This is a genomic window from Pseudomonas izuensis (assembly GCF_002356535.2).
GTDB classification, from domain to species: domain Bacteria; phylum Pseudomonadota; class Gammaproteobacteria; order Pseudomonadales; family Pseudomonadaceae; genus Aquipseudomonas; species Aquipseudomonas izuensis.
The window spans coordinates 4,408,145-4,428,198 of the sequence record NZ_AP017423.2 but is presented as its reverse complement, the minus strand read 5'-3'; the positions used below and the strand labels follow the sequence as shown (position 1 = coordinate 4,428,198).

18 protein-coding genes and 1 pseudogene are annotated in these 20,054 nt (G+C 61.1%); 12 read left to right on the top strand and 7 right to left on the bottom strand.

From position 1 onward, the window contains the following. Positions 1-86: 86 nt before the first annotated feature. Positions 87-437 carry a hypothetical protein gene (locus tag LAB08_RS19540; RefSeq protein WP_096510150.1) on the top strand — a complete coding sequence of 117 codons (351 nt, stop codon included), beginning with the start codon at positions 87-89 and terminating at the stop codon, positions 435-437. A gap of 120 nt (positions 438-557) precedes the next feature. Here LAB08_RS19540 and LAB08_RS19535 read toward each other — a convergent pair whose 3' ends face one another. After that, positions 558-989, bottom strand: a complete 432-nt coding sequence (locus LAB08_RS19535) for a GNAT family N-acetyltransferase (protein ID WP_096510151.1) — start codon at positions 987-989, stop codon at positions 558-560. Between the two features lie 142 nt (positions 990-1,131). On the opposite strand from LAB08_RS19535, the gene LAB08_RS19530 reads away from it, so the two are divergent. Both LAB08_RS19530 and LAB08_RS19525 read left to right on the top strand, forming a co-directional pair. Next, positions 1,132-1,569 (top strand): hemerythrin domain-containing protein, encoded by a 438-nt coding sequence (locus tag LAB08_RS19530; protein WP_096510152.1) that lies wholly within the window; start codon positions 1,132-1,134, stop codon positions 1,567-1,569. Between the two features lie 65 nt (positions 1,570-1,634). Next, positions 1,635-2,228: an NUDIX domain-containing protein gene (locus tag LAB08_RS19525; RefSeq protein WP_096510153.1), complete on the top strand. Its 594-nt coding sequence runs from the start codon at positions 1,635-1,637 to the stop codon at positions 2,226-2,228. 105 nt (positions 2,229-2,333) lie between these two features. On the opposite strand, the gene LAB08_RS19520 is transcribed toward LAB08_RS19525, so the two are convergent. Further along, positions 2,334-2,846, bottom strand: a complete 513-nt coding sequence (locus tag LAB08_RS19520) for a methylated-DNA--[protein]-cysteine S-methyltransferase (RefSeq protein ID WP_096510154.1) — start codon at positions 2,844-2,846, stop codon at positions 2,334-2,336. 151 nt (positions 2,847-2,997) lie between these two features. On the opposite strand from LAB08_RS19520, the pseudogene ggt reads away from it, so the two are divergent. Both ggt and LAB08_RS19510 read left to right on the top strand, forming a co-directional pair. Next, positions 2,998-4,726: pseudogene (ggt, locus tag LAB08_RS19515) on the top strand (gamma-glutamyltransferase). A gap of 68 nt (positions 4,727-4,794) precedes the next feature. Continuing rightward, positions 4,795-5,328 (top strand): cysteine hydrolase family protein, encoded by a 534-nt coding sequence (locus LAB08_RS19510; RefSeq protein WP_096510156.1) that lies wholly within the window; start codon positions 4,795-4,797, stop codon positions 5,326-5,328. 151 nt (positions 5,329-5,479) lie between these two features. Here the strand turns inward: LAB08_RS19510 and LAB08_RS19505 are convergent, their stop codons facing one another. After that, complete coding sequence (locus LAB08_RS19505) at positions 5,480-6,121, bottom strand: TetR/AcrR family transcriptional regulator (RefSeq protein WP_096510157.1); 642 nt, start codon at positions 6,119-6,121, stop codon at positions 5,480-5,482. Between the two features lie 172 nt (positions 6,122-6,293). Between LAB08_RS19505 and LAB08_RS19500 the strand changes: the two genes are divergently transcribed. From LAB08_RS19500 to LAB08_RS19480, 5 genes are all read left to right on the top strand, one after another. After that, positions 6,294-7,043 (top strand): gamma-glutamylcyclotransferase, encoded by a 750-nt coding sequence (locus LAB08_RS19500; RefSeq protein ID WP_096510158.1) that lies wholly within the window; start codon positions 6,294-6,296, stop codon positions 7,041-7,043. 140 nt (positions 7,044-7,183) lie between these two features. Beyond that, positions 7,184-8,206, top strand: a complete 1,023-nt coding sequence (locus tag LAB08_RS19495) for a helix-turn-helix transcriptional regulator (RefSeq protein WP_096510159.1) — start codon at positions 7,184-7,186, stop codon at positions 8,204-8,206. A 148-nt stretch (positions 8,207-8,354) separates the two neighbouring features. Beyond that, positions 8,355-10,202, top strand: a complete 1,848-nt coding sequence (locus LAB08_RS19490) for an amidohydrolase (RefSeq protein ID WP_096515293.1) — start codon at positions 8,355-8,357, stop codon at positions 10,200-10,202. Positions 10,203-10,356: 154 nt separating this feature from the next. Beyond that, complete coding sequence (locus tag LAB08_RS19485; protein ID WP_096510160.1) at positions 10,357-11,754, top strand: purine-cytosine permease family protein; 1,398 nt, start codon at positions 10,357-10,359, stop codon at positions 11,752-11,754. A 165-nt stretch (positions 11,755-11,919) separates the two neighbouring features. Then, positions 11,920-13,014, top strand: coding sequence for a sterol desaturase family protein (locus tag LAB08_RS19480; protein WP_096510161.1), 1,095 nt, complete (start codon positions 11,920-11,922; stop codon positions 13,012-13,014). A gap of 48 nt (positions 13,015-13,062) precedes the next feature. On the opposite strand, the gene LAB08_RS19475 is transcribed toward LAB08_RS19480, so the two are convergent. The 4 genes from LAB08_RS19475 to LAB08_RS19460 all read right to left on the bottom strand — a co-directional run bounded on the left by LAB08_RS19475 (position 13,063) and on the right by LAB08_RS19460 (position 17,321). Further along, positions 13,063-13,779, bottom strand: a complete 717-nt coding sequence (locus LAB08_RS19475; protein ID WP_096510162.1) for a L,D-transpeptidase family protein — start codon at positions 13,777-13,779, stop codon at positions 13,063-13,065. After that, the gene (locus LAB08_RS19470; protein ID WP_096510163.1) at positions 13,776-14,543 is read right to left on the bottom strand and encodes a M15 family metallopeptidase; all 768 of its coding nucleotides are present in this window, start codon (positions 14,541-14,543) and stop codon (positions 13,776-13,778) included. The genes LAB08_RS19475 and LAB08_RS19470 overlap by 4 nt, the downstream gene beginning before the upstream one ends. Before the next feature lie 245 nt (positions 14,544-14,788). Next, positions 14,789-16,045 carry a serine hydroxymethyltransferase gene (gene glyA, locus LAB08_RS19465; RefSeq protein ID WP_096515295.1) on the bottom strand — a complete coding sequence of 419 codons (1,257 nt, stop codon included), beginning with the start codon at positions 16,043-16,045 and terminating at the stop codon, positions 14,789-14,791. Positions 16,046-16,397: 352 nt separating this feature from the next. After that, positions 16,398-17,321, bottom strand: a complete 924-nt coding sequence (locus tag LAB08_RS19460) for a LysR family transcriptional regulator (RefSeq protein WP_096510164.1) — start codon at positions 17,319-17,321, stop codon at positions 16,398-16,400. A 151-nt stretch (positions 17,322-17,472) separates the two neighbouring features. Here LAB08_RS19460 and speB point away from each other — a divergent pair, with 151 nt between their 5' ends. Both speB and LAB08_RS19450 read left to right on the top strand, forming a co-directional pair. Further along, the gene (gene speB, locus LAB08_RS19455) at positions 17,473-18,471 is read left to right on the top strand and encodes an agmatinase (protein ID WP_096510165.1); all 999 of its coding nucleotides are present in this window, start codon (positions 17,473-17,475) and stop codon (positions 18,469-18,471) included. A gap of 10 nt (positions 18,472-18,481) precedes the next feature. Beyond that, positions 18,482-19,990 carry an aldehyde dehydrogenase family protein gene (locus LAB08_RS19450; RefSeq protein WP_096510166.1) on the top strand — a complete coding sequence of 503 codons (1,509 nt, stop codon included), beginning with the start codon at positions 18,482-18,484 and terminating at the stop codon, positions 19,988-19,990. Positions 19,991-20,054: the final 64 nt, after the last annotated feature.

Sequence of the window (20,054 nt, the reverse complement as noted above, 5' to 3'; positions counted from 1 at the left end):
GCGGTGTCGCGGTATAAATGAAGTAAAGCAGAACGATACGCGCTGCCGCAGTGATAAAGTCCGCTTTTTCCTGATGAGCGACTGCAATGCGAATTTTGATGGTGGCGCTGGCCGTCACGTTGCTGGCCGGGTGCGCAGGCTCGGTGATGAGCGATGCCCGCAGCAAACCCCCGTACAAGACCCTCAATTCGGACAAGCCGGAAAAAGACGTGGCCCAGTGCGTACAGTTTTCCTGGCAGGACGAAGCGGTGTTCGGGGTCGATGCCAGCGGCTATCTGCAGCCTGGCGAGAAGGGCGGAACGACCGTGTACACCCGTTCGGCGGAGTCATTCGTGGACGTGACCACCAATGCCTCGGGCACCGTATTGAGCTATTACGCGCAGCACGACGACTTCGTCGCCAAGCGCCGGCTGGCGGCGTTGGCGACTTGCCTGTGATCTAGAGGCTTGATGCTTTACCCCTGTGGGAGCGAGCCTGCTCGCGAATGCGTCGGGTCAGTCGACATCAATGTTGGTTGATAGTCCGCTTTCGCGAGCAGGCTCGCTCCCACAGTTCATTTAAGTGTTGTTAATCAGGCGCTTCTGGAAAAAGAAGTGCTTGTGCCCCGGCGGGTAGTCGGCGATGTGCCCGATCTCGCTGTAGCCGCATTTCCTGTAGAACTCCGGTGCCTGGAATTCGAAGGTGTCGAGCCACAGCCCGATGCATTTTTTCTCCCGCGCCAGGTCTTCGGCCATCTGCATCAGCTTCGTACCCATGCCCTGTCCCCGCGCCTGCTCCGGAACCGACAGCAGGTCGATGAACAGCCACTGGTAAAACAGCCGGGCGTAGAGACCGCCGAGGATCTCATCGTTATCGTCGCGTACCAGCAGGGCAATGTGCTCGGGTATGGCGCCGTCGGCCTTCGAGGCGTTGTAGGCACGCAAGGGCAGCAGGATCGCCTGGCGCTCTTCTTCCGTGGGGTTTGGCGAGAACTCTATCCGCAGTGTCATGGCTATATCCTTATGGCAGTGAAACCGCAGCCTATCGTGGTCGCCGGGATTGTTCCATCACCGCCATGGAACCGTCGCCCCGGCGCCAATGTCTAGCCTCAAGAAGCGTCATTCCAGGACGCTGTCCCCGAGGACTCTCTCCGTGAATATTTTCGAAGCCCTGCGCGAAAGCCACGAGCGCCAGCGTACCTATGCCAAGGCGCTGATCAAGACCAGCGGGGACACCCCTGAGCGCGTCGAGGCGTACAAACAACTCAAGTCCGAACTGCAGGCCCATGAAACCGCCGAAGAGCGACACTTCTACATCCCGTTGATGAAGTTCGACAACGGCGTCGATCTGAGCCGCCATGGGATCGCCGAGCATCACGAAATGGACGAAATGATGGAGGAACTGGACGAGACCGAGATGTCCAGCCCCGCCTGGCTGGCAACGGCGAAGAAACTGTCGGAGAAGGTCCACCACCACCTCAAGGAGGAAGAGCAGAAGTTCTTCCAAATGGCCGGCAAGCTGCTCGATGACAAACAGAAAGAGACGCTGGCCAACCAGTACGAGAAGGAATACAAGGCGCAGCTGGCGTGAAGGCGCAGAAGTCGGGCGTTTTGACCTAAGATGTCGATTCACTGAAAAAAACAGGATGCGTTTTCATGTTGAACACAGCCGAACGGGTCAACATCCTTGAGTCCCAGGTGTTGTCCCACGACTGGTATCTGTTGAAGAAAATTACCTTCGATTACCAACGCAACAACGGCGAATGGCAGCGTCAGACCCGGGAAGTCTACGACCGCGGCAATGGTGCGGCGATTCTCCTGTACAACCGCGAAAAGAAGACCGTGGTGCTGACCCGGCAATTTCGCTTGCCGGTGTTCGTCAACGGTCATGACGGTTTGCTGATTGAAGTCGCGGCGGGGTTGCTTGAAGGTGCCGCGCCCGAAGAGCGCATCCGTGCCGAGGCTGAAGAAGAGACCGGGTACCGCGTGCATCATGTGCAAAAGGTGTTCGAGGCCTACATGAGCCCTGGCTCGGTGACGGAGAAACTGCACTTCTTTATCGCTGAATACGATGCGGCATCAAAAGTCAGCGATGGCGGTGGACTGGAAGAGGAAACCGAGGAACTGGAGGTGCTGGAATGGTCATTCGATGAAGCGCTCGAGGCGTTTTATCGCGGGGACATCTGCGACGCGAAAACCATCATGCTGTTGCAGTATGCGGCGATGAAAAACATCTTCACCGCGCCTTGATCCTTGTAGGCGCTGGCTTGCCAGCGAAGGCAGCCTAGAGTCGAGCCCAGAGTCCAAAGGCCAAAGGCCAAAGGCCCCTTCGCTGGCAGGCCAGCTCCTACAGGGTCAGAAGCCTGGCAGGCGTGCTGTGCCAGGCCCATGTCCGCCTTCCAGCGTCAGCAACCGTTCCTTGGCCTCCAGCCCCCCGGCAAACCCGGTCAGTTTGCCCGACGCGCCAATCACCCGATGACACGGCGCAATAATCGAAATCGGGTTCCTGCCATTCGCCGCCCCTACGGCCCGCACTGCACTCGGGTTGCCGATCTGTTCGGCGATCTGGCTGTAGCTGCGGGTTTCGCCGAACGGAATCGTCAGCAACGCTGCCCAGACCTTCTTTTGAAAATCCGTCCCGGAAAAATCCAGCTCCAGTTCGAAACGCTGGCGTGTGCCGGCGAAGTATTCGCGCAGCTGCCTGGCGGCCTGCATCAGGATCGGGTTGTCCGGCGCTTCGTTCATCGGACCGAGGCGCACCCGGCCGGGCTTGTCGTTTTCCCAGAGGATGGCTGCCAGTCGCGAGCCGTTCGCCACCAGCTTCAATTCACCGACCGGGGAGGCCAGGGTGATAAAGGTGTAAGTCATACCTTGGGGCCGCACCGAATTGTTGAACGGGTGTTAAGGATACTGTCTCGCCGGGGAGGCGCAATACGCAATCTTGTCCATACTTGCCTACTGCTCCTGAAGCGTTCCCTCTGTTTTTGTACAGAGCCTTAAAACAAAAAGAGACCGACTCATGAAGTACGAACCTTTTGCCAAATCGCTGATTGCGACTGCCTTGTCGCTCGGCTGTCTGACTGCTCAAGCGGCCTCCGTGGCCCCGGTCGCGGGGGGAAAACGGCATGGTGGTCACTGCCCAGCATCTGGCCAGTCATGTGGGCGTGGATGTGCTCAAAAACGGCGGCAACGCCGTGGATGCCGCCGTCGCGGTGGGGTACGCGCTGGCGGTGGTTTATCCCGCGGCCGGTAACCTCGGTGGCGGTGGTTTCATGACCATTCAGCTCGCGGACGGGCGCAAGACTTTCCTCGATTTCCGTGAAAAAGCGCCCCTTGCCGCCACCGCCAACATGTACCTCGACAAGGAGGGCAATGTCGTTCCGGAATTGAGCACCCGTGGCCACCTGGCCGTCGGTGTGCCCGGCACCGTTTCCGGCATGGAACTCGCGCTGTCGAAGTACGGCACCAAACCGCGCAAGGAAGTGATCGCCCCGGCTATCAAGCTCGCCGAAGACGGTTTTGAGCTGGACCAGGGGGATGTCGACTTGCTGCATGAAGGCACCGACATGTTCAAGAAGGACATGAAGGATTCCGGCTCGATCTTCCTGAGCAGCGGCGAGCCGATGCAGGTCGGGCAGAAACTGGTACAGAAGGACCTGGCCAAGACCCTGCGGGAAGTCTCCGAGAAGGGTGCCGACGGCTTCTATAAAGGCTGGGTGGCCGACGCCATCGTCACCTCCAGCCAGGCCAACAAGGGCATCATCACCCAGGCCGACCTCGACAAATACAAGACCCGCGAACTGGCGCCGATCGAATGCGACTACCGTGGCTATCACGTGGTCTCGGCACCGCCACCGAGTTCCGGTGGCGTGGTGATCTGCCAGATCATGAACATCCTCGAAGGCTATCCGATGAAGGACCTGGGCTATCACTCGGCCCAGGGCATGCACTACCAGATCGAAGCGATGCGTCACGCCTATGTCGACCGCAACAGCTACCTCGGCGACCCGGATTTCGTGAAAAACCCGATCGCCCACCTGCTCGACAAAAACTACGCGACCAAGCTGCGCGAAGCCATCCAGCCGCAAAAGGCCGGCAATTCCAAGGAGCTCAAGCCCGGTGTAGCACCCCATGAAGGCAGCAACACCACCCATTACTCCATCGTCGACAAATGGGGCAACGCGGTATCGGTGACCTACACCCTCAACGACTGGTTCGGTGCCGGGGTCATGGCCAGCAAGACCGGGGTCATCCTCAACGATGAGATGGATGACTTCACCTCGAAAATCGGTGTGCCGAACATGTACGGCCTGGTGCAGGGCGAGGCCAACGCCATCGCCCCCGGCAAGGCACCGCTGTCGTCCATGAGCCCGACCATCGTTACCAAGGACGGCAAGGTGGTAATGGTCGTCGGTACCCCCGGCGGCAGCCGCATCATCACCGCGACCTTGCTGACCATGCTTAACGTCATCGACTACGGCATGAACATCCAGGAAGCGGTCGATGCGCCACGTTTCCACCAGCAATGGCTGCCGGAAGAAACCAACCTGGAAAACTTCACCACCAGCCCGGACACGGTGAAGATGCTGGAAAGCTGGGGGCACAAGTTTGCAGGTCCCCAGGATGCCAACCACCTGGCGGCGATCATCGTCGGGGCGCCGTCGCTGGATGGCAAACCGGTGGGCAAGAACCGCTTCTACGGGGCCAACGACCCACGGCGTAAAACCGGGTTGTCGCTGGGTTACTGACGGTTGTGTTTGAAAGGGGACGGACTTATGTTCGTCCCCTGGTTTTTCAACTCATCAAGGAAGGCACCATGACCAGTGCGCTGTTAATCATCGACGTTCAACAAGCCCTGTGCACCGGCGAGTACGAGTGCCATGAGATCAAACGCGTCATCGACACCATCAACGGCCTCAGTGCCAGGGCGCGAGAGGCGGGGGTTGCGGTGGTGCTGATCCAGCACGAAGAAGAGGGTGATCTGTTGAAACACGGTGCCCCGGGCTGGCAACTGGCCGAAGGGCTGCAAACCTCACCTAACGATCATCGCGTGCGTAAAACCACCGGCGATTCGTTCTACCAGACAAACCTGCAGCACCTGGTGCCCGTGCAGGACTTCGAACGCTTGGTCATTTGTGGCCTGCAAACCGATTACTGCGTGAATGCCACCCTGCGTCAGGCGCACCAGTTGGGCTACGACGTGGTGCTGGCCGCCGACGCGCACTCCACCGTCGACAACGGCAACACGACTGCCGAAGACATCATTGCCGAACACAACAGGGATTGGGCGGACCTCAGTGGTTCGGTGGCGCGGATTGATGTAGTCCCGGCAAAAGACATCCATTTCTGACACCACCGCAATCCCTGTGGGAGCCCTGTGGGAGCGAGCCTGCTCGCGATGGACCTGAGAGCACCACGGGGTATCAGGTTCCCAGCGTTATCGTTGAAGACCATCGCGAGCAGGCTCGCTCCTACATGGATTGTGTGGGTGCTTGTCTATCTCAAGTCGCAAACATCAAAACCCTTTGCGCCCGCACAACCTCCGGCATCACACCCCCCAGCACCAACCGGGTAATGGTTGCCGTGGCCTCCTGATAATCCACATCCTGCGGCGTCTCCCGCCCGGTGATGTGCGCCATCTGCCAGCCAAGATTGGTGTAGGTGCGCGTTGCCGACCAGATAAACAGCATCAGATGTTCCGGGTCGACCGGCGCCAGCAATCCCCGTTCGATCCAGCTGCGCAGGCATTCGACGTTGCGCCGGGCTTCGGCGTACAGCAGTTCGCGACATTCCTCGGGTAAATACCTGGCCCCCAGCAGCAACTCACCACTGAACACCCTGGCTACGTGCGGATGTTCACGGGCGATGCGGATGCGCGCCGCGATATAGGCAGGCAACCCCACCAGCGGATCATCGCTCTCACGCAGCACCGCCGAAGCTTCCAGCAACGGTTCGACGAAACCGAGCAGCACTTTGGCGTAGAGGTTCTCTTTGCTCTGGAAGTAGTAATACAGATTTGCCTTCGGTACCCCTGCACGCGCTGCGATGTCGCGGGTCTGGGTGGCATCGAACCCCTTGGCGGCGAACTCTGCGCTGGCGGCCTCCAGGATCAGCTGTTGGTTGTGTTGGCGAATACGGCTCATGGGCATGTCTTGGCAAATTGAGCTGCGCAATATACAAAACTATATAGCGTGTGAGCCAGCCATGAAGATGAGCGGTGCACTGACGCTCGGCGCCTGGCACAGGACAATTCGACATGCAGTGCTAGTCTTTGAGCTTGATCGACCGTCGTTGGATCCATATTGAGAGGCGGATATGGGCGCAGGCAAACCCCGGCAATCGACCCGACGAAACCTGACGGCGGAGCTGGTCGCCCATGTCGAACGCTTCGAGCCCGACCCGGGGCCGGAACCCGGTACCGCCGAACATACCCCGCAAGAATTTGATGCGATGGTGGATATTCTCTTGCGGGAATACACCCCGAAAGATCTTTGGGTATTTGCCTACGGCTCGCTGATCTGGAACCCGGAGTTTGAATTCGAGGAACGCCGCAGTGCCATCGCTTATGGCTGGCATCGTTCGTTCTGCCTGACCCTGACCCGCTGGCGCGGCACCCGCGAGTTGCCAGCACTGATGCTGGCCCTCGATCGGGGCGGAAGCTGCCAGGGTCTTGCCTACCGGCTGCCCGCGCAGGATCACTTCAAACAGATCGCTCTTTTGCTGGCCCGGGAGATCGACGCCAACCCGCCGACCAACGTGGCACGCTGGATCACGGTGAAAACCGCGTCCGGGCCACTGCGTGCCTTAGCCTTTATCGCCGCGCGGGACGGCAAGGCCTATGCCGGCAAGTTGCCGATGGACAAGGTCGCCCAGGTCCTGGCCCGCGCGGCGGGGCACTGGGGGTCAGCGGCGCAGTATCTGTTCCGCACCGTGACCATGCTCCGCGAGCAAGGCATCCGCGATCGCAACATGAGCCGCATCGAAAGCCTGGTGGCCGAGGAAATCGAAGCCTTGTTGCTTACGCGATCTACTGTAGGAGCGAGCCTGCTCGCGAAAAAAGTCTGAACAACGCGTTCATTCAGGCAGCACGGGTTTTCGTTAACATCCATCGCGAGCAAGCTCGCTCCTACAGGAGGCGTGGACGCCATTAAGGGGGCTGTGGCATGGTCCAGCCCCCAGACCACGCAGCCAACAGGACCCGCACGATGGAGGAGGCACATCAGGACAGCATCGATACATCGATGACCACGTTGCAGGCGTTCAACCGCTGCGTATTGGAGTTGGGGCGCCTCGCACGGGAGCGGGGTGCCGCCGAGTTCATCGCCGACGGCCTGCAAGCCTTCCGTCAACTCGTACCCTTCGCCTCGGCCTGGTGGGGGGAGATGTCCGTTTCGGACGCCAGCGCACCGCCGCAAAGCTGGATGCACGGGCGCATCGACCTGGCCGACTCCTTTGCCGCCGAATGGCAAAAGAGTGCCGGTAGCGACAAATTCTCCCATGACACCTTGAGCCGCCCCGGTGAGGTCATACGCGACAGCGGTTTCACCGACCCCCATGCCGACGTGGACGCCTTCGCCCGAAGGCATGACCTCTACCACCCGATGTGCATCACCTTCGAGCTGCCGGAAAGCGGCTTGATGTTTTTCGTTTGCCTTTACCGGGGCAGCGAAGCACCGGCATTCAACGACAGCGAGGCCGGTTTGTTTGCGGCCTTCTGCGACCACCTGTTGCAGCTGTGGCGATTTCAGGTGCAGGACATGATCCGTGTCGACACCGGCAACGGCGCCACCGACTTCGCGGTCGCGCGGCTGGACGGTGGTCTGCTCTATGTGGGCGCCGGCTTGTGCGCCGTCATTCAGCGCGAATTGCCCGGCTGGAACGGCTCGACGCTGCCTGCCGAAGTCATCGCGCAGTTGCCCAATGCGCCCTGTGTCATGCGCCTGGGACGTTCGGCACTGACCCTGACCCCAAATGCCGAGCACGTCATCCTGTCGCTGGAAACCCAGCCCCGCGGGGTCGTGTTGGCGCCTCGCGAACGGACTGTCGCCATGCTGTTTGCCGCCGGTCACTCCTACAAGGAAATTGCCCGAATCCTCGTCCTCAGCCCGGCAACGGTGCGCACCTATCTGCGCAATTGCTACCTGCAACTGGGCGTGAAGAGCAAGGTGGAACTGGGTTCGATCCTGCGTTCAACACCTGCACTGGCGCCAACGCCACGCCGCGATTGAGTCCCGCGGTTCAACAAATTGCCTGACCCCTCCTCATTTGCAGAGGTCCGTCCAGCCGCCGCGCTCTATAGGGTATGCCCTGCACATCAAGGGCATGCGCGGCCGTCTGGTCGAGTCCTTGCAAAACAATAAAAAAGAGGTGGGGCATTTGAAATTTTCCAGGCTATTTATCGCCGTTGCCGGTGCAACGGCCGTTTCCTGCGTGGCGCTGGTGGGATGCCAGCGTCCGGGTTCGACCAGTGCCGACATGGTCATGCGCAATGGCTACGTCTACACCGTCGACGGCAAGAATTCGGTGCAGCAGGCGGTGGCGGTCACGGGTGGCAAGATCGTCTATGTCGGCAGCGATGAGGGGGTTGCTTCGTACATTGGCGCACAGACACAGTTGATCGATCTGGCGGGACGCATGTTGATGCCCGGCTTCATCGATGCGCACATGCATCCCGGGGATGGTGGTCGCGCCATGACGTTGTGCGACCTGAAATACCAGACCATGACCCGCAAGGTGTTCCAGGAAACCATCCAGGCTTGCCTGGATGCCGACAAGGACAAGGGGCCGGATGTCTGGCTCGAAGTCGGCAGCTGGGATCGCATGGGCATGGACGGACTCGACGGTGACCCCGACAAATCGACCCTCGACGCGCTGAAGACCCGGCGTCCGATTCAGGTGCGCTCCACCGACTTCCATACCGTACTGGTCAACTCCCGTGGCCTCGCGGTGGCGGGCATCGACAAGCGCACGGTCAACCCCGGCGATGGCAAATACGTACGCGATAGTGCCGGTAACCCGACCGGTATCTGCGAGGACGGTGCAGCCGATGCCATGGCGGCCGTGGTACCGCCCGCCACCGATGCCGAAAAGCTGGTCCAGAGTCGCGCCGCGCTCGACGCCATGCGCCAGCAAGGCATCACCAGTTTCTTCGATGCCTTGTCGGGGCCGGAGAATGGCAAGGCGTTCACCACGTTGCAGCAGTCCGGCGAACTGACCGCCCGGGCCTTGCTGGCGATCAAGCTCGATCCGGCCGCCGCGACCGCCGACCCGGAGAAAACCATCGCCGAAGCCAAGGCAATGGCCGCCACCTACGATCAGGGCGAGGCCAAGGTCGCGCCGGGGGTGAGCATGCGTCACGTCAAACTGTTCATGGACGGGATCATCAACGCACCGGCCGATACCGGGGCGATGTTGACGCCCTACCTGCACAATGCCGGCACCGAAAAGGCGCCGAAATGGACGCCCGGCAAAAACCGTGGCGAGCTGTATTTCCCGCCGCAGGTACTCAATCCGCTGCTACTCAAAGCTGTGCAGGCCGGTTTCGATCCACACCTGCACGCCACTGGCGACCGGGCAGTGCGTGACTCGCTCAATGGCATCGAATACGTGCGCCAGCAATTACCCGGCAACGGCTTCCGCCCGACCATTACCCATGCCGAGTCGGTGGACCCTGCCGACTACGGACGATTCAAGGCGCTTGATGTGACTGCCAACATGTCCTTCCAGTGGGCGCAGCAGGCGCCGTCCACGATCGACGGCACCAGCGATCACCTCGGTGCCGTGCGGTTCGCGCGCATGGAACCGTCCGGCAGCATCGCCCGCGCCGGGGGGCGGGTGGCCTATGGCAGCGACTGGCCGGTGGACCCGCTCGACGAGTTCCTCGCGCTGAAGATCGGTGTCACCCGCTCGGGCGACCCGCAGAACCCGCACAGCTATGGCCCCAACTATGCCGGCAGGCTCAACGCCGACCCGGCGCTGTCCCGTGCCGAGGTGCTGCGCACCATTACCCTCAACGCCGCCGAGCAACTCAGGCTGGAGCAGGTGGTCGGTTCCATCGAAGTGGGCAAGTTCGCCGACCTGATCGTCCTGGATAAAAACTTCATGCAGGTTCCCGAGGACGAACTGGGGCGCAATCAGGTGTTGCTGACGCTGGTGGGCGGCAAGGTGGTGTGGGCCAAGGCGCCGTTTGTGGGGCAGGTGGCTGTGATCGAACAACAAAAATAATTTCAGTTACACACAACCCCTGTGGGAGCGAGCCTGCTCGCGAAAGCGGAGTGTCAGCTTGCATCAATGTTGGATATGCAGCCGCCTTCGCGAGCAGGCTCGCTCCCACAATTGGAATGTGTGATGCCGTCCAATTTGGAAGAGAACAAGAATAATGACCCAGCAACGCAGTCCCCTGATCGAAACCCGTTCGATCGATTACATCCCCGAAGCCGAGCGACATGGCAGCCTGTACAGCCAGTTCACCCTGTGGCTCGGGGCCAATTTGCAGATCACCGCCATCGTCACCGGGGCACTGGCCGTGGTGTTGGGCGGTGATGTGTTCTGGTCGCTCATCGGTTTGTTGATCGGCCAGGTACTCGGCGGAACCGTGGTGGCGCTGCACGCGGCGCAAGGGCCGAAGCTCGGGTTGCCGCAGATGATCTCCAGTCGCATGCAGTTCGGGGTGTACGGCGCGGCGATCCCGATTGTCCTCGTGTGCCTGATGTACCTCGGCTTCAGCGCCACCGGCGCCGTGTTGTCGGGGCAGGCGATTGCGCAGTTGATCAGTGTCAGCGACAGTGCCGGCATCCTGATTTTCGCCGCCTGTATCGCCTTGCTGACGATGTTCGGTTACCGGGTGATCCATCTGGTGGGGCGGATAGCCAGCGTGCTGGGCGTCATCGCGTTCGTCTATCTGTTTACCCGGTTGATGACCCTCAACGATATCGGCCTGCTGCTGGAAAATCGCCATTTCGCCTGGAGCACCTTCCTGCTGGCGGTGTCGCTTTCCGCGTCCTGGCAGATCGCGTTCGGCCCGTATGTGGCCGATTACTCACGCTACCTGCCGAGCAAGACCTCATCCTGGAAAACCTTCACCGCCGTTGGCCTCGGTACAGTGCTCGGCGCCCAGGCTTCGATGGTGCTGGGGGTGTTCGCCGCGGCATTGGCGGGAGCGAACTTCCGCGGTCACGAAGTGGCGACCATCGTCGGTCTGGGCAGTACCGGGGTGATGGCCTCCTTGCTGTACTTGAGCGTGGTGTTCGGCAAGGTCACGGTGTCGACCCTCAACGCCTACGGCAGCTTCATGTGCGTAGCTACCATCATCACCGGTTTCCGCAGTCGTCTGGAATTCAGTGCCGGCCAGCGCATGGTGTTCGTACTGGTGATTGTCGCGGCGTCCACCACGTTGGCGTTGCTGGGGCAGTACTCGTTCTTGAACAGCTTCAAGTATTTCATCCTGTTCTTACTGACGTTCTTCACCCCCTGGAGCGCGATCAACCTGGTGGATTACTACTTCATCAACAAGGAGCGCTACGACATCCCGGCCTTGTCCGATCCGGCGGGGCGGTACGGTCGCTGGAACCTGCTGGGGATCAGCGTCTACGTCATTGGCGTGCTGATTCAGCTACCTTTCGTCGACACCCATTTCTATTCAGGACCGATGGTCGCATGGCTCGGCGGCGTGGACGTGTCCTGGATCGTGGGGCTGGTGGTGCCGGGTGTTCTGTATTACCTCTTGGCCCGGACCTCGGCAGTGATCGTGCCGGTTGACCGCAGCTCCAGAGCCTGAATAAGATACATCCGCAATCACGTCTTCATTCGGTGGTACAGCGCGAACCCTGTAGGAGCGAGCTCGCTCGCGATGGTGGTGAACGATTACGCGTAAAACCAGATGCCCGGCGGCGCGTTTGATTTTTTCGCGAGCGAGCTCGCTCCTACAGTTATGAGGCCGGTCATGGATGTTCTCGCACCACTCTACCAATACCTGTTCAGGTGGGTGATCGCCCCTGTCAGCGAGCAATTCCTTGGCCTTTTCGATCTCAATGGCCGTCTGTGTATCGCCTTTCTCTTCACGTCCTATGCCGTTGCCTATGGTCTGTTCCGCGTGCGCAGATCCCGCGGGCTGACCGACGCCCGTTCTTTCTGGCAGTTCATTGGCGGCAACCGGGTGCATTTACATCCATCGGCATTGCTCGATTACCGCTACTACTTTGTGCGGGCGATCCTCCGAGTCGTGCTGGTGGTGCCCATTGTTGGCCTGGTCGACCCCTACGTGCTGCGCTCCGGCGACTACATGCGTTTCTTCACGCACCTTTGGGGCGCGCGGGTGCAAGTGGAAGAACACCTGGCACTGACCCTGGCCTACGGGCTGGGTGTGTTCCTCGTGCAGGACTTTATCCATTACTGGGCCCATCGCGCCTACCATTCCCGCTACCTGTGGGCGTTTCACAAAGTCCATCATTCGGCGCCGGTGCTGGTGCCGGTCACGGCCAGTCGGGTGCATTTCATCGAGAAAATGATCGAGCGGCTGATCGATATCGTGTTCCTCAGCGCCTTTGCCGGCCTCTTCTGGTACGCCTGCGGCGGGGAGATCAGCCGCTACACGCTGTTCGGCGTGACCTACGTGGTGTTCATCCTCAACGCGCTGGCGGCCAACCTGCGACACAGCCATGTCTGGCTGTCGTTCGGGCCGGTGGTCGAGCACGTGCTCAACAGCCCGGCCCAGCACCAGATCCACCACAGCGACGCCCCTCGGCACTTCAACAAAAATTTCGGGATCAACCTGTCACTCTGGGACTGGATGTTCGGCACACTCTACGTCACGCAGTCGCAGCCCGAGGCGATCCGCTTCGGCACCGGCGAGGCGGATCACGAACGTTACCTGACGGTCTACAGCCTTATCGTGACGCCGTTTGTCGAAACAGCACGCAAGCTACGCAAAACCAGGCGCCCGCCATCCATCATTTCGACGATCGAGAAGGGCAACACTGCTCCGTTGAACCTGTGGGAGCGAGCCTGCTCGCGAAGACGTCGGCACATTCAGCATTGATGTGGCTGATACACCGCATTCGCGAGCAGGCTCGCTCCCACAGGTAGTTCAACGCTCGGGCAGCTGCCAGCGCTCACGCAAGCGTTGGTATTCAGCCTCGGGCAATTGCACCAGCAGCGGGGACTGGCGCGGGTCCAGCCAACTGAACAAGCGCGCGATATCCGCTGGCGCCATGGCGGTACAGCCCATTGTCGGCATCGTGGGGCCGCGCCAGATGTGGAAGAAAATGCAGGAGCCCGCGGCGGGGGACGCCGGGGTGTTGTGCTCGATGAAAATGCCTTGGCGATACATGTCATCGTTGCGCCGCATGCGCTCGGAACTGTTCCAGTCCTTGTCGACTGTCGAGCCATCGACCAGTTGGTTGTAGCGTTTGGACTGGCTGTCATCCACGCATTCGATGGCGGTTGTCAGCGCGAGGTAGGGCAGTCGGGTTTCAGCCGTTGGGGCATAGCCGAATGCCGTGCCCAGCTTGAACATCCCGGCCGGGGCCTTGCCGTCGCCTTCCTGTTTGAGCGGTCCCTGGCGTTCTGCAACGCTGTTGAGGCCCTTGCCCCAGGCCATGCCGTTTTTGCCCAGCACCACCGGAAACGGTGCCTCGAATTTTTCAAAGGTGTTGCCGTGGCGTTCGTATCGTTGGGCGGTGGCCTGAGTGTCATTCCAGTCCTTGCTGGTGACGACGATCAATTGCCGACTGTCGTCGAGCCCCTGGGCCATGGCTGCACAGGGCAACAGCAGCAGGGCGCATGCCTTGAGCAACCGGTTCATGGTGTGGACTCAAGCGGGGTGATGGGGAAGTCCATGACCGTCTTCAACGACGCATCCCGCGTGTATGTGAAATGCCACCACTCGGCGGAGTAGCCGGTGAATCCCTCTTGCTCCATGGCACGGGTGAGCCGCTGGCGATTTTCCAGGGCGGTGGCATTGATCAACGTGGTGTCGGTATGGGCGCGCTCATCGAAGCAGTCGAAGCCGGTGCCCATGTCGACGGCGCCGTCGTGCCAGCGCTGACCATAAGGTGCCGTGCAATCGACGGGGGTGGCTGAAGGCGTCCAGCTGTCGGCGGGCAGGGCGTCGGGACCGGTCAGTGTCAGGTCGACAGTGCCGCCTTTGGAGTGATTGGACACCCGTGCCACGTAGCCCAGGCGCCAGAAGTCCTGCTTGTCCACCCGTGGATAGAACTCGGCCTTGCGCGGATCACCCGGCTGCGTCGCAAAACGGCCCATGTCCGCGACCGCCCGACTGGGGCGATAGCAGTCGAATACTTTCAAACCATAGCCTTGCGCCCGCAGTGTCGATTGCACCCGGGCGAGGGCCCTGGCGGCGTCCAGCGACAACAGGCACTCTGGCGCTTCGTAGCCGTCGAGTGCATGACCGGTGAAATTGTGTGCGCCGGCATAGCGGATGTCCTGCTCGATGCCGGGATCGACCGTGCGCAAATACACCATGTGCGCGGGCCTGTCTTCAGCATGGGCGAGGCAGGGCAGGGTGAGGCTCAGGAACAGGAGCAGTGATCGAGCTGCAAATGGCATCGTGCCGGGCCTCCGAAAATGCACTGTAGGCGCTGGCTTGCCAGCGAAAAAACGGACAGTCAGCCAACTCAGAGGCTGATTGTGCCGCCGTCTTCGCTGGCGAGCCAGCGCCTACAGGGAGATCAGTCGGTACGAAACCTGTGGGAGCGAGCTTGCTCGCGATGAGGTCCTGTCAGTCGACATCAATGTAGCCGACATACCGCATTCGCGAGCAGGCTCGCTCCCACAAGGGAATGCGCTGCAAATCAGTCGCGATAGACCGGGAAATCGCTGCACATGGCCGCGGCCTGGCGGGCGACTCGCGCTTCGACTTCGGCATCGCCCAGGTGATCGAGGATGTCGCAGATCCAGCCTGCCAGCTCGATACTCTGGGCTTCCTTGAAACCGCGACTGGTGATTGCCGGTGTACCGATGCGCAGGCCGGAAGTCACGAACGGCGATTGCGGATCATTGGGCACGGCGTTCTTGTTCACAGTGATGCCGGCACGGCCGAGGGCGGCGTCGGCGTCCTTGCCGGTCAGGCCCTGGCGAATCAGGCTGACCAGGAACAGATGGTTGTCGGTGCCACCGGACACCACGTCGTAGCCCCGTTCGACAAAGACCTGCGCCATCGCCTGGGCATTGCGGATCACTTGCGCCTGATAGCTCTTGAATGCCGGTTCCAGCGCTTCCTTGAAGCACACGGCCTTGGCCGCGATCACATGCATCAAAGGACCACCCTGGCCACCGGGAAACACCGCGGCATTGAGCTTTTTCTCCAGTTCGGCATTGGCCCTGGCCAGGATCAGCCCGCCACGGGGACCACGCAGGGTCTTGTGGGTCGTGGTGGTGACCACGTCGGCGAACGGGATCGGATTCGGGTACAGGCCGGTCGCCACCAGCCCGGCGACGTGGGCCATGTCCACGAACAGGTACGCGCCTACCTTGTCAGCAATCTCACGAAAACGCGGGAAGTCCAGGGTCTTCGAATAAGCGGAGAACCCGGCAATGATCATCTTCGGTTGATGCTCCACCGCCAGGCGTTCGACTTCGTCGTAGTCGATCAGTCCGGTCGCGGTGTCAATGCCGTACTGCACGGCGTTGTACAGCTTGCCGGAAAAACTCACCTTGGCACCGTGGGTCAGGTGGCCGCCGTGGGCCAGGCTCATCCCCAGCACGGTGTCACCGGCTTGCAGCAACGCCAGATAAACCGCGGCGTTGGCCTGGCTGCCGGAGTGCGGTTGCACGTTGGCGTAATCGGCGCCGAACAGTTGTTTGGCGCGGTCGATGGCCAGTTGCTCAACCACGTCGACGTGTTCGCAGCCACCGTAATAGCGCTTGCCCGGATAACCCTCGGCGTACTTGTTGGTCAGGCCGCTGCCTTGCGCCTCCATCACCCGCTGGCTGGTGTAGTTTTCCGAGGCGATCAACTCGATGTGGTGTTCCTGCCGAGCGTCTTCGGCGTTCATCGCCGCCAGCAGTGCGTCGTCGTAGCCTTTGATCTGGTCGTGCTTGCTGAACATGGTGGAGTCCCCTTGGTTGTACTCCTGTGGGAGCAAAGCTTGCTCGCGATGAACGATGACGCGGTTCATCAGATAGACCGCGTAACGGCCATCGCGAGCAAGCATCGCTCCTACAGGGTTTCGTTGTTGTTGGACGTTGTTGTTCGCAAGGGCGATGCCAGTATTGATTATGTGTTTTAAAACAAAGACTTACGTGTTTTTTTGATTGAGTGGCGCAGGCGTTCCGTATTGAAATCAATACAGCCATGCAGGCATTGGCGAGCGAAGTCCGGGCCAGGCGGGTTATCAGGGGCTTGTCTTGATTTCACTACGGTGTAGCGATTTGCATACAGCTCCCACAAAGGAAAATCCGTCAGCGCTTCTCGGGTGGTGGCGCTTTACGCGAACAGGCCGCCAGGTCTTCGAGGAACGCCTGAAGAATCGGCGGTGGCGCCGTGCCGCGCCGGGTGATCACGTCGAACGGCGACATCAATTGAAGACTCTGCGGGGCAAGCTGATGCATCTCGCCGGACTTGATCCACTGGGCGGCGAAGTGGGCCGGTAAAAAGCCCAGGTAGGCGCCGGAGATGATCAGGATCGCCAGTGCCTCGATATTGTCCACGGTCGCCGCCGCCTTGCTGACGCCCAGGTGCTCCAGATCGTATTGCTGCATGTAGCCGCGCACGACAATGCGGCTGGTGCTGATCTCTTCGAGCAGTTCATCGCCTTCGGCCTGGCTGCCGAACAGTGGATGGCGCCGCCCGCAATACAGCCCCAGGGCTTCCTGATACAGCGGCGAATGCAACAGCCCCGGCACATGGATCGGGAAGTGCCCGATGGCCAGGTGCAAGCGACCGTCGAGTACCCGTTCCTCCAGTTCCGCGGGTTCGCCGACGTAGACGCTGAGGTGCACATCGTGCCCCCGCGAGACGAAGCGCTGGGTGGTGCGCGGGATCGGCGAGTCAGGGTCGGTGATGGTGGTGTCGATGATCCCCAGGTTGAGCTTGCCGCTGATGTGCTGCTTGAGCACGTCGGCGTCCATGCAGAAATTTTCCACCGCCGAGAGCAGGCGCTGGGTGGCTTCATGTATCGCCACGCCTTGCTCGGTGAGGCGAAAGCCACTGCGCCCGCGCTGGCAGAGCTTGACCCCGAGCCGGGTCTCCAGGTGAGTCATCTGTTCGCTGATGGTCGACTGGCCGGCGTTCAACGCCGCTTGCGCCGCGGAAAAACCGCCACAGCGGACAATCGTGGCAAACACCCGAAGCAACTTCAGGTCGACATCGTGCAGTTGAATCACCCTGGACCTCCCGTGTGTGGATGCATCGGCAATGCCGATATGAGTATCTGATGTTTAGCATTTTTTCCACGAAAAGCTGCGCCCATAGTCACTCCAACGGCGGTCGCCCTGCAGTCCGCCAAGCCGATAACAAGAAGTGGAGAGGCTTGAAATGTCGAACAACGGTTATGAATCCGGCCGCCTGAACCTGCCCTTCGTGGGGCATTGCACCTTCGGCAAATCCCCGGTGTGCACCGACTGGGATGCCCTGGACGCGGACGTGGCGGTGCTCGGCGTGCCCAATGACATGGGCACCCAGTGGCGCTCCGGCGCACGCTTCGGGCCACGGGGCATTCGCGAGGCATCGACGCTGTTTTCCTTCGGCCATGCCGGCGCCTACGACCACGAAGATGACGTCATGTACCTGACCGCCGCCGACGTGCGCATGGTCGACGTCGGTGATGCCGACATCGTCCACACCGACATGGTCACCAGCAACGAAAACACCGAATACGCCGTGCGCAAGATCCTCGATGCCGGGGTCATGCCGGTGGTGCTCGGTGGCGATCACTCGGTGCACGCGCCGGTGATCAAGGCGTTCGAGGGTCGTGGACCGATCCACATCATCCACTTCGATGCGCACCTGGATTTCGTCGACGAGCGCCACGGCGTGCGCTACGGCCACGGCAATCCGCTGCGTCGCGCCTCGGAAATGAACCACATTGTCGGCATGACCCAGATGGGCATCCGCAACGTGTCGTCGTCCAACCGCGATGACTACGAAGCGGCCCATGCGGCGGGTTCGAAAATCCTTTCGGTGCGCGATGTTCGTCGCTTGGGCGTCGACGGGGTGCTGGCGCTGATCCCGCAGAACATCAATTACTACATCACCATCGACATCGACGGTTTCGACCCGTCCATCGCCCCCGGCACCGGCACCCCCAGCCACGGCGGCTTCCTCTACTACGAAGTGCTGGAAATCATCCAGGCCCTGGCCAAACGCAGCAAAGGCAACATTGTCGGCATGGACCTGGTGGAGGTAGCACCCGTCTACGACCCGACCGGCATGACCTCGATTCTCGCCGCGCAACTGCTGCTCAACAGCATCGGTTTCATCTTTCACGAACGCGCCCAAGCGCGGCAGTCCATCCACGAAGCCACCCCGGCCTGAGAGCATGACAATGGACACGATCGTCAAAAGCTACCTGCAGAAATACGGCGTCAGCGAAGCCACCCAGACCTTCCTCGGCAAGGTGCAGAAAATGTTCATCGGCGGTGCCTGGGTCGAGGCCAGCGACGGCCAGACCTCCGAAGTCATCGAGCCATCGACCGAAGGCCTGATCACCCGCATTCCCATGGGCACCGTCGAGGATCTGGACCGCGCGGTGCAGGCCGCCCGCGCCCAGTTTGACGGCGGCGCCTGGCGCCAGGCCAAACCGGCGGAGCGCGAACGCCTGATGCGACGTCTGGCGGACCTGATTGAAGAAAACGCTGCCGAACTGGCCGAGATCGAATCAATCGACATGGGCAAGTCAGTCGCGTTCGCCAAGGATGTCGACATCCAGGGCACGGTCGATACCCTGCGTTATTTTGCCGGTTGGGCGACCAAGCTCCACGGGCGCACCGTGGAGCCTTCGCTGCCGGGCAATTACCTGGCCTATACGCGCAAGGAAGCGGTGGGGGTGGTCGGCGCCATCGTGCCGTGGAACTTCCCCCTGCAAACCATGGCCTGGAAACTCGGGGCGGCGTTGGCCACCGGTTGCACCGTGGTGGTCAAACCCGCCGAATTGACCTCGCTGTCGGCCCTGCGTTTTGCCGAGCTGGTGCAGCAAGCGGGGATTCCGGACGGTGTGATCAACATCGTCACCGGGCGCGGCAGCGTGGTCGGCGCGGCCATGGCCACCCACCCCGACATCGACAAACTGACCTTCACCGGCTCGACCCCGGTGGGCCGCACCGTCGGCCGCGCCGCGCTGGACGAAATGAAGCGACTAACCCTGGAACTCGGAGGAAAATCACCGGTAATCGTGTTGGCCGATGCCGACATCCCGGCCGCTGCGCAAGCGGTCGCCAACGGTGTGTTTTTCAACTCGGGGCAGGTGTGCGACGCCGGTACGCGGGCCTATGTGCATCGCAGCGTCTACGACCAATTCCTGCGCGAACTGATTGCCTACACCCGCACGTTGAAGATGGCGCCCGGCATGGATCCGGACTGCTTCATCGGGCCGCTGGTGTCGGCCCAGCAGAAGCAGCGGGTGAGCGAGTACATCGAAACCGGCAAGCGTGAAGGCGCCGAACTGGTCTACGGCGGCCAGCCAGTCGAAGGTCCGGGCTATTTCGTCGAGCCGACGATCTTTGCCCATTGCCGCAACGACATGCGCATCGTCCAGGAAGAAATCTTCGGCCCGGTGCTGGTGACCGCGCCCTTCGACGATGAAGAAGAGGCGCTGGCCCTGGCCAACGACTCGGCCTATGGCCTGGCGGCGGCCCTGTATTCCAACGACCTGGGCAAGGTGCACAGCCTGATTCCACGGTTGCAGGCGGGCTCGGTCTACGTCAACGCCCACGGCACCCTCGACCCGTCGATGCCGTTCGGTGGCTACAAGCAGTCCGGGTTCGGCAAGGACCTGGGTGCCGAGCAGCTCGATTACCTGCTCGAAACCAAGGCGGTGTGGATCACCTTGCCCTGAAACACCACACAGCACCTGTGGGAGCGAGCCTGCTCGCGAAGAGGCGGGCACATCCAGCATTAAC

What these genes read in the sequence shown, in the direction of transcription:
- LAB08_RS19535 (WP_096510151.1), bottom strand. Translation starts at nt 989, where the DNA reads ATGACACTGCGGATAGAGTTCTCGCCAAACCCCACGGAAGAAGAGCGC.
- LAB08_RS19500 (WP_096510158.1), top strand. Translation starts at nt 6,294, where the DNA reads ATGGGCGCAGGCAAACCCCGGCAATCGACCCGACGAAACCTGACGGCG.
- LAB08_RS19495 (WP_096510159.1), top strand. Translation starts at nt 7,184, where the DNA reads ATGGAGGAGGCACATCAGGACAGCATCGATACATCGATGACCACGTTG.
- glyA (WP_096515295.1), bottom strand. Translation starts at nt 16,045, where the DNA reads ATGTTCAGCAAGCACGACCAGATCAAAGGCTACGACGACGCACTGCTG.
- LAB08_RS19450 (WP_096510166.1), top strand. Translation starts at nt 18,482, where the DNA reads ATGGACACGATCGTCAAAAGCTACCTGCAGAAATACGGCGTCAGCGAA.
- LAB08_RS19485 (WP_096510160.1), top strand. Translation starts at nt 10,357, where the DNA reads ATGACCCAGCAACGCAGTCCCCTGATCGAAACCCGTTCGATCGATTAC.
- LAB08_RS19480 (WP_096510161.1), top strand. Translation starts at nt 11,920, where the DNA reads ATGGATGTTCTCGCACCACTCTACCAATACCTGTTCAGGTGGGTGATC.
- LAB08_RS19520 (WP_096510154.1), bottom strand. Translation starts at nt 2,846, where the DNA reads ATGACTTACACCTTTATCACCCTGGCCTCCCCGGTCGGTGAATTGAAG.
- LAB08_RS19510 (WP_096510156.1), top strand. Translation starts at nt 4,795, where the DNA reads ATGACCAGTGCGCTGTTAATCATCGACGTTCAACAAGCCCTGTGCACC.
- LAB08_RS19475 (WP_096510162.1), bottom strand. Translation starts at nt 13,779, where the DNA reads ATGAACCGGTTGCTCAAGGCATGCGCCCTGCTGCTGTTGCCCTGTGCA.
- speB (WP_096510165.1), top strand. Translation starts at nt 17,473, where the DNA reads ATGTCGAACAACGGTTATGAATCCGGCCGCCTGAACCTGCCCTTCGTG.
- LAB08_RS19505 (WP_096510157.1), bottom strand. Translation starts at nt 6,121, where the DNA reads ATGAGCCGTATTCGCCAACACAACCAACAGCTGATCCTGGAGGCCGCC.
- LAB08_RS19470 (WP_096510163.1), bottom strand. Translation starts at nt 14,543, where the DNA reads ATGCCATTTGCAGCTCGATCACTGCTCCTGTTCCTGAGCCTCACCCTG.
- LAB08_RS19540 (WP_096510150.1), top strand. Translation starts at nt 87, where the DNA reads ATGCGAATTTTGATGGTGGCGCTGGCCGTCACGTTGCTGGCCGGGTGC.
- LAB08_RS19525 (WP_096510153.1), top strand. Translation starts at nt 1,635, where the DNA reads ATGTTGAACACAGCCGAACGGGTCAACATCCTTGAGTCCCAGGTGTTG.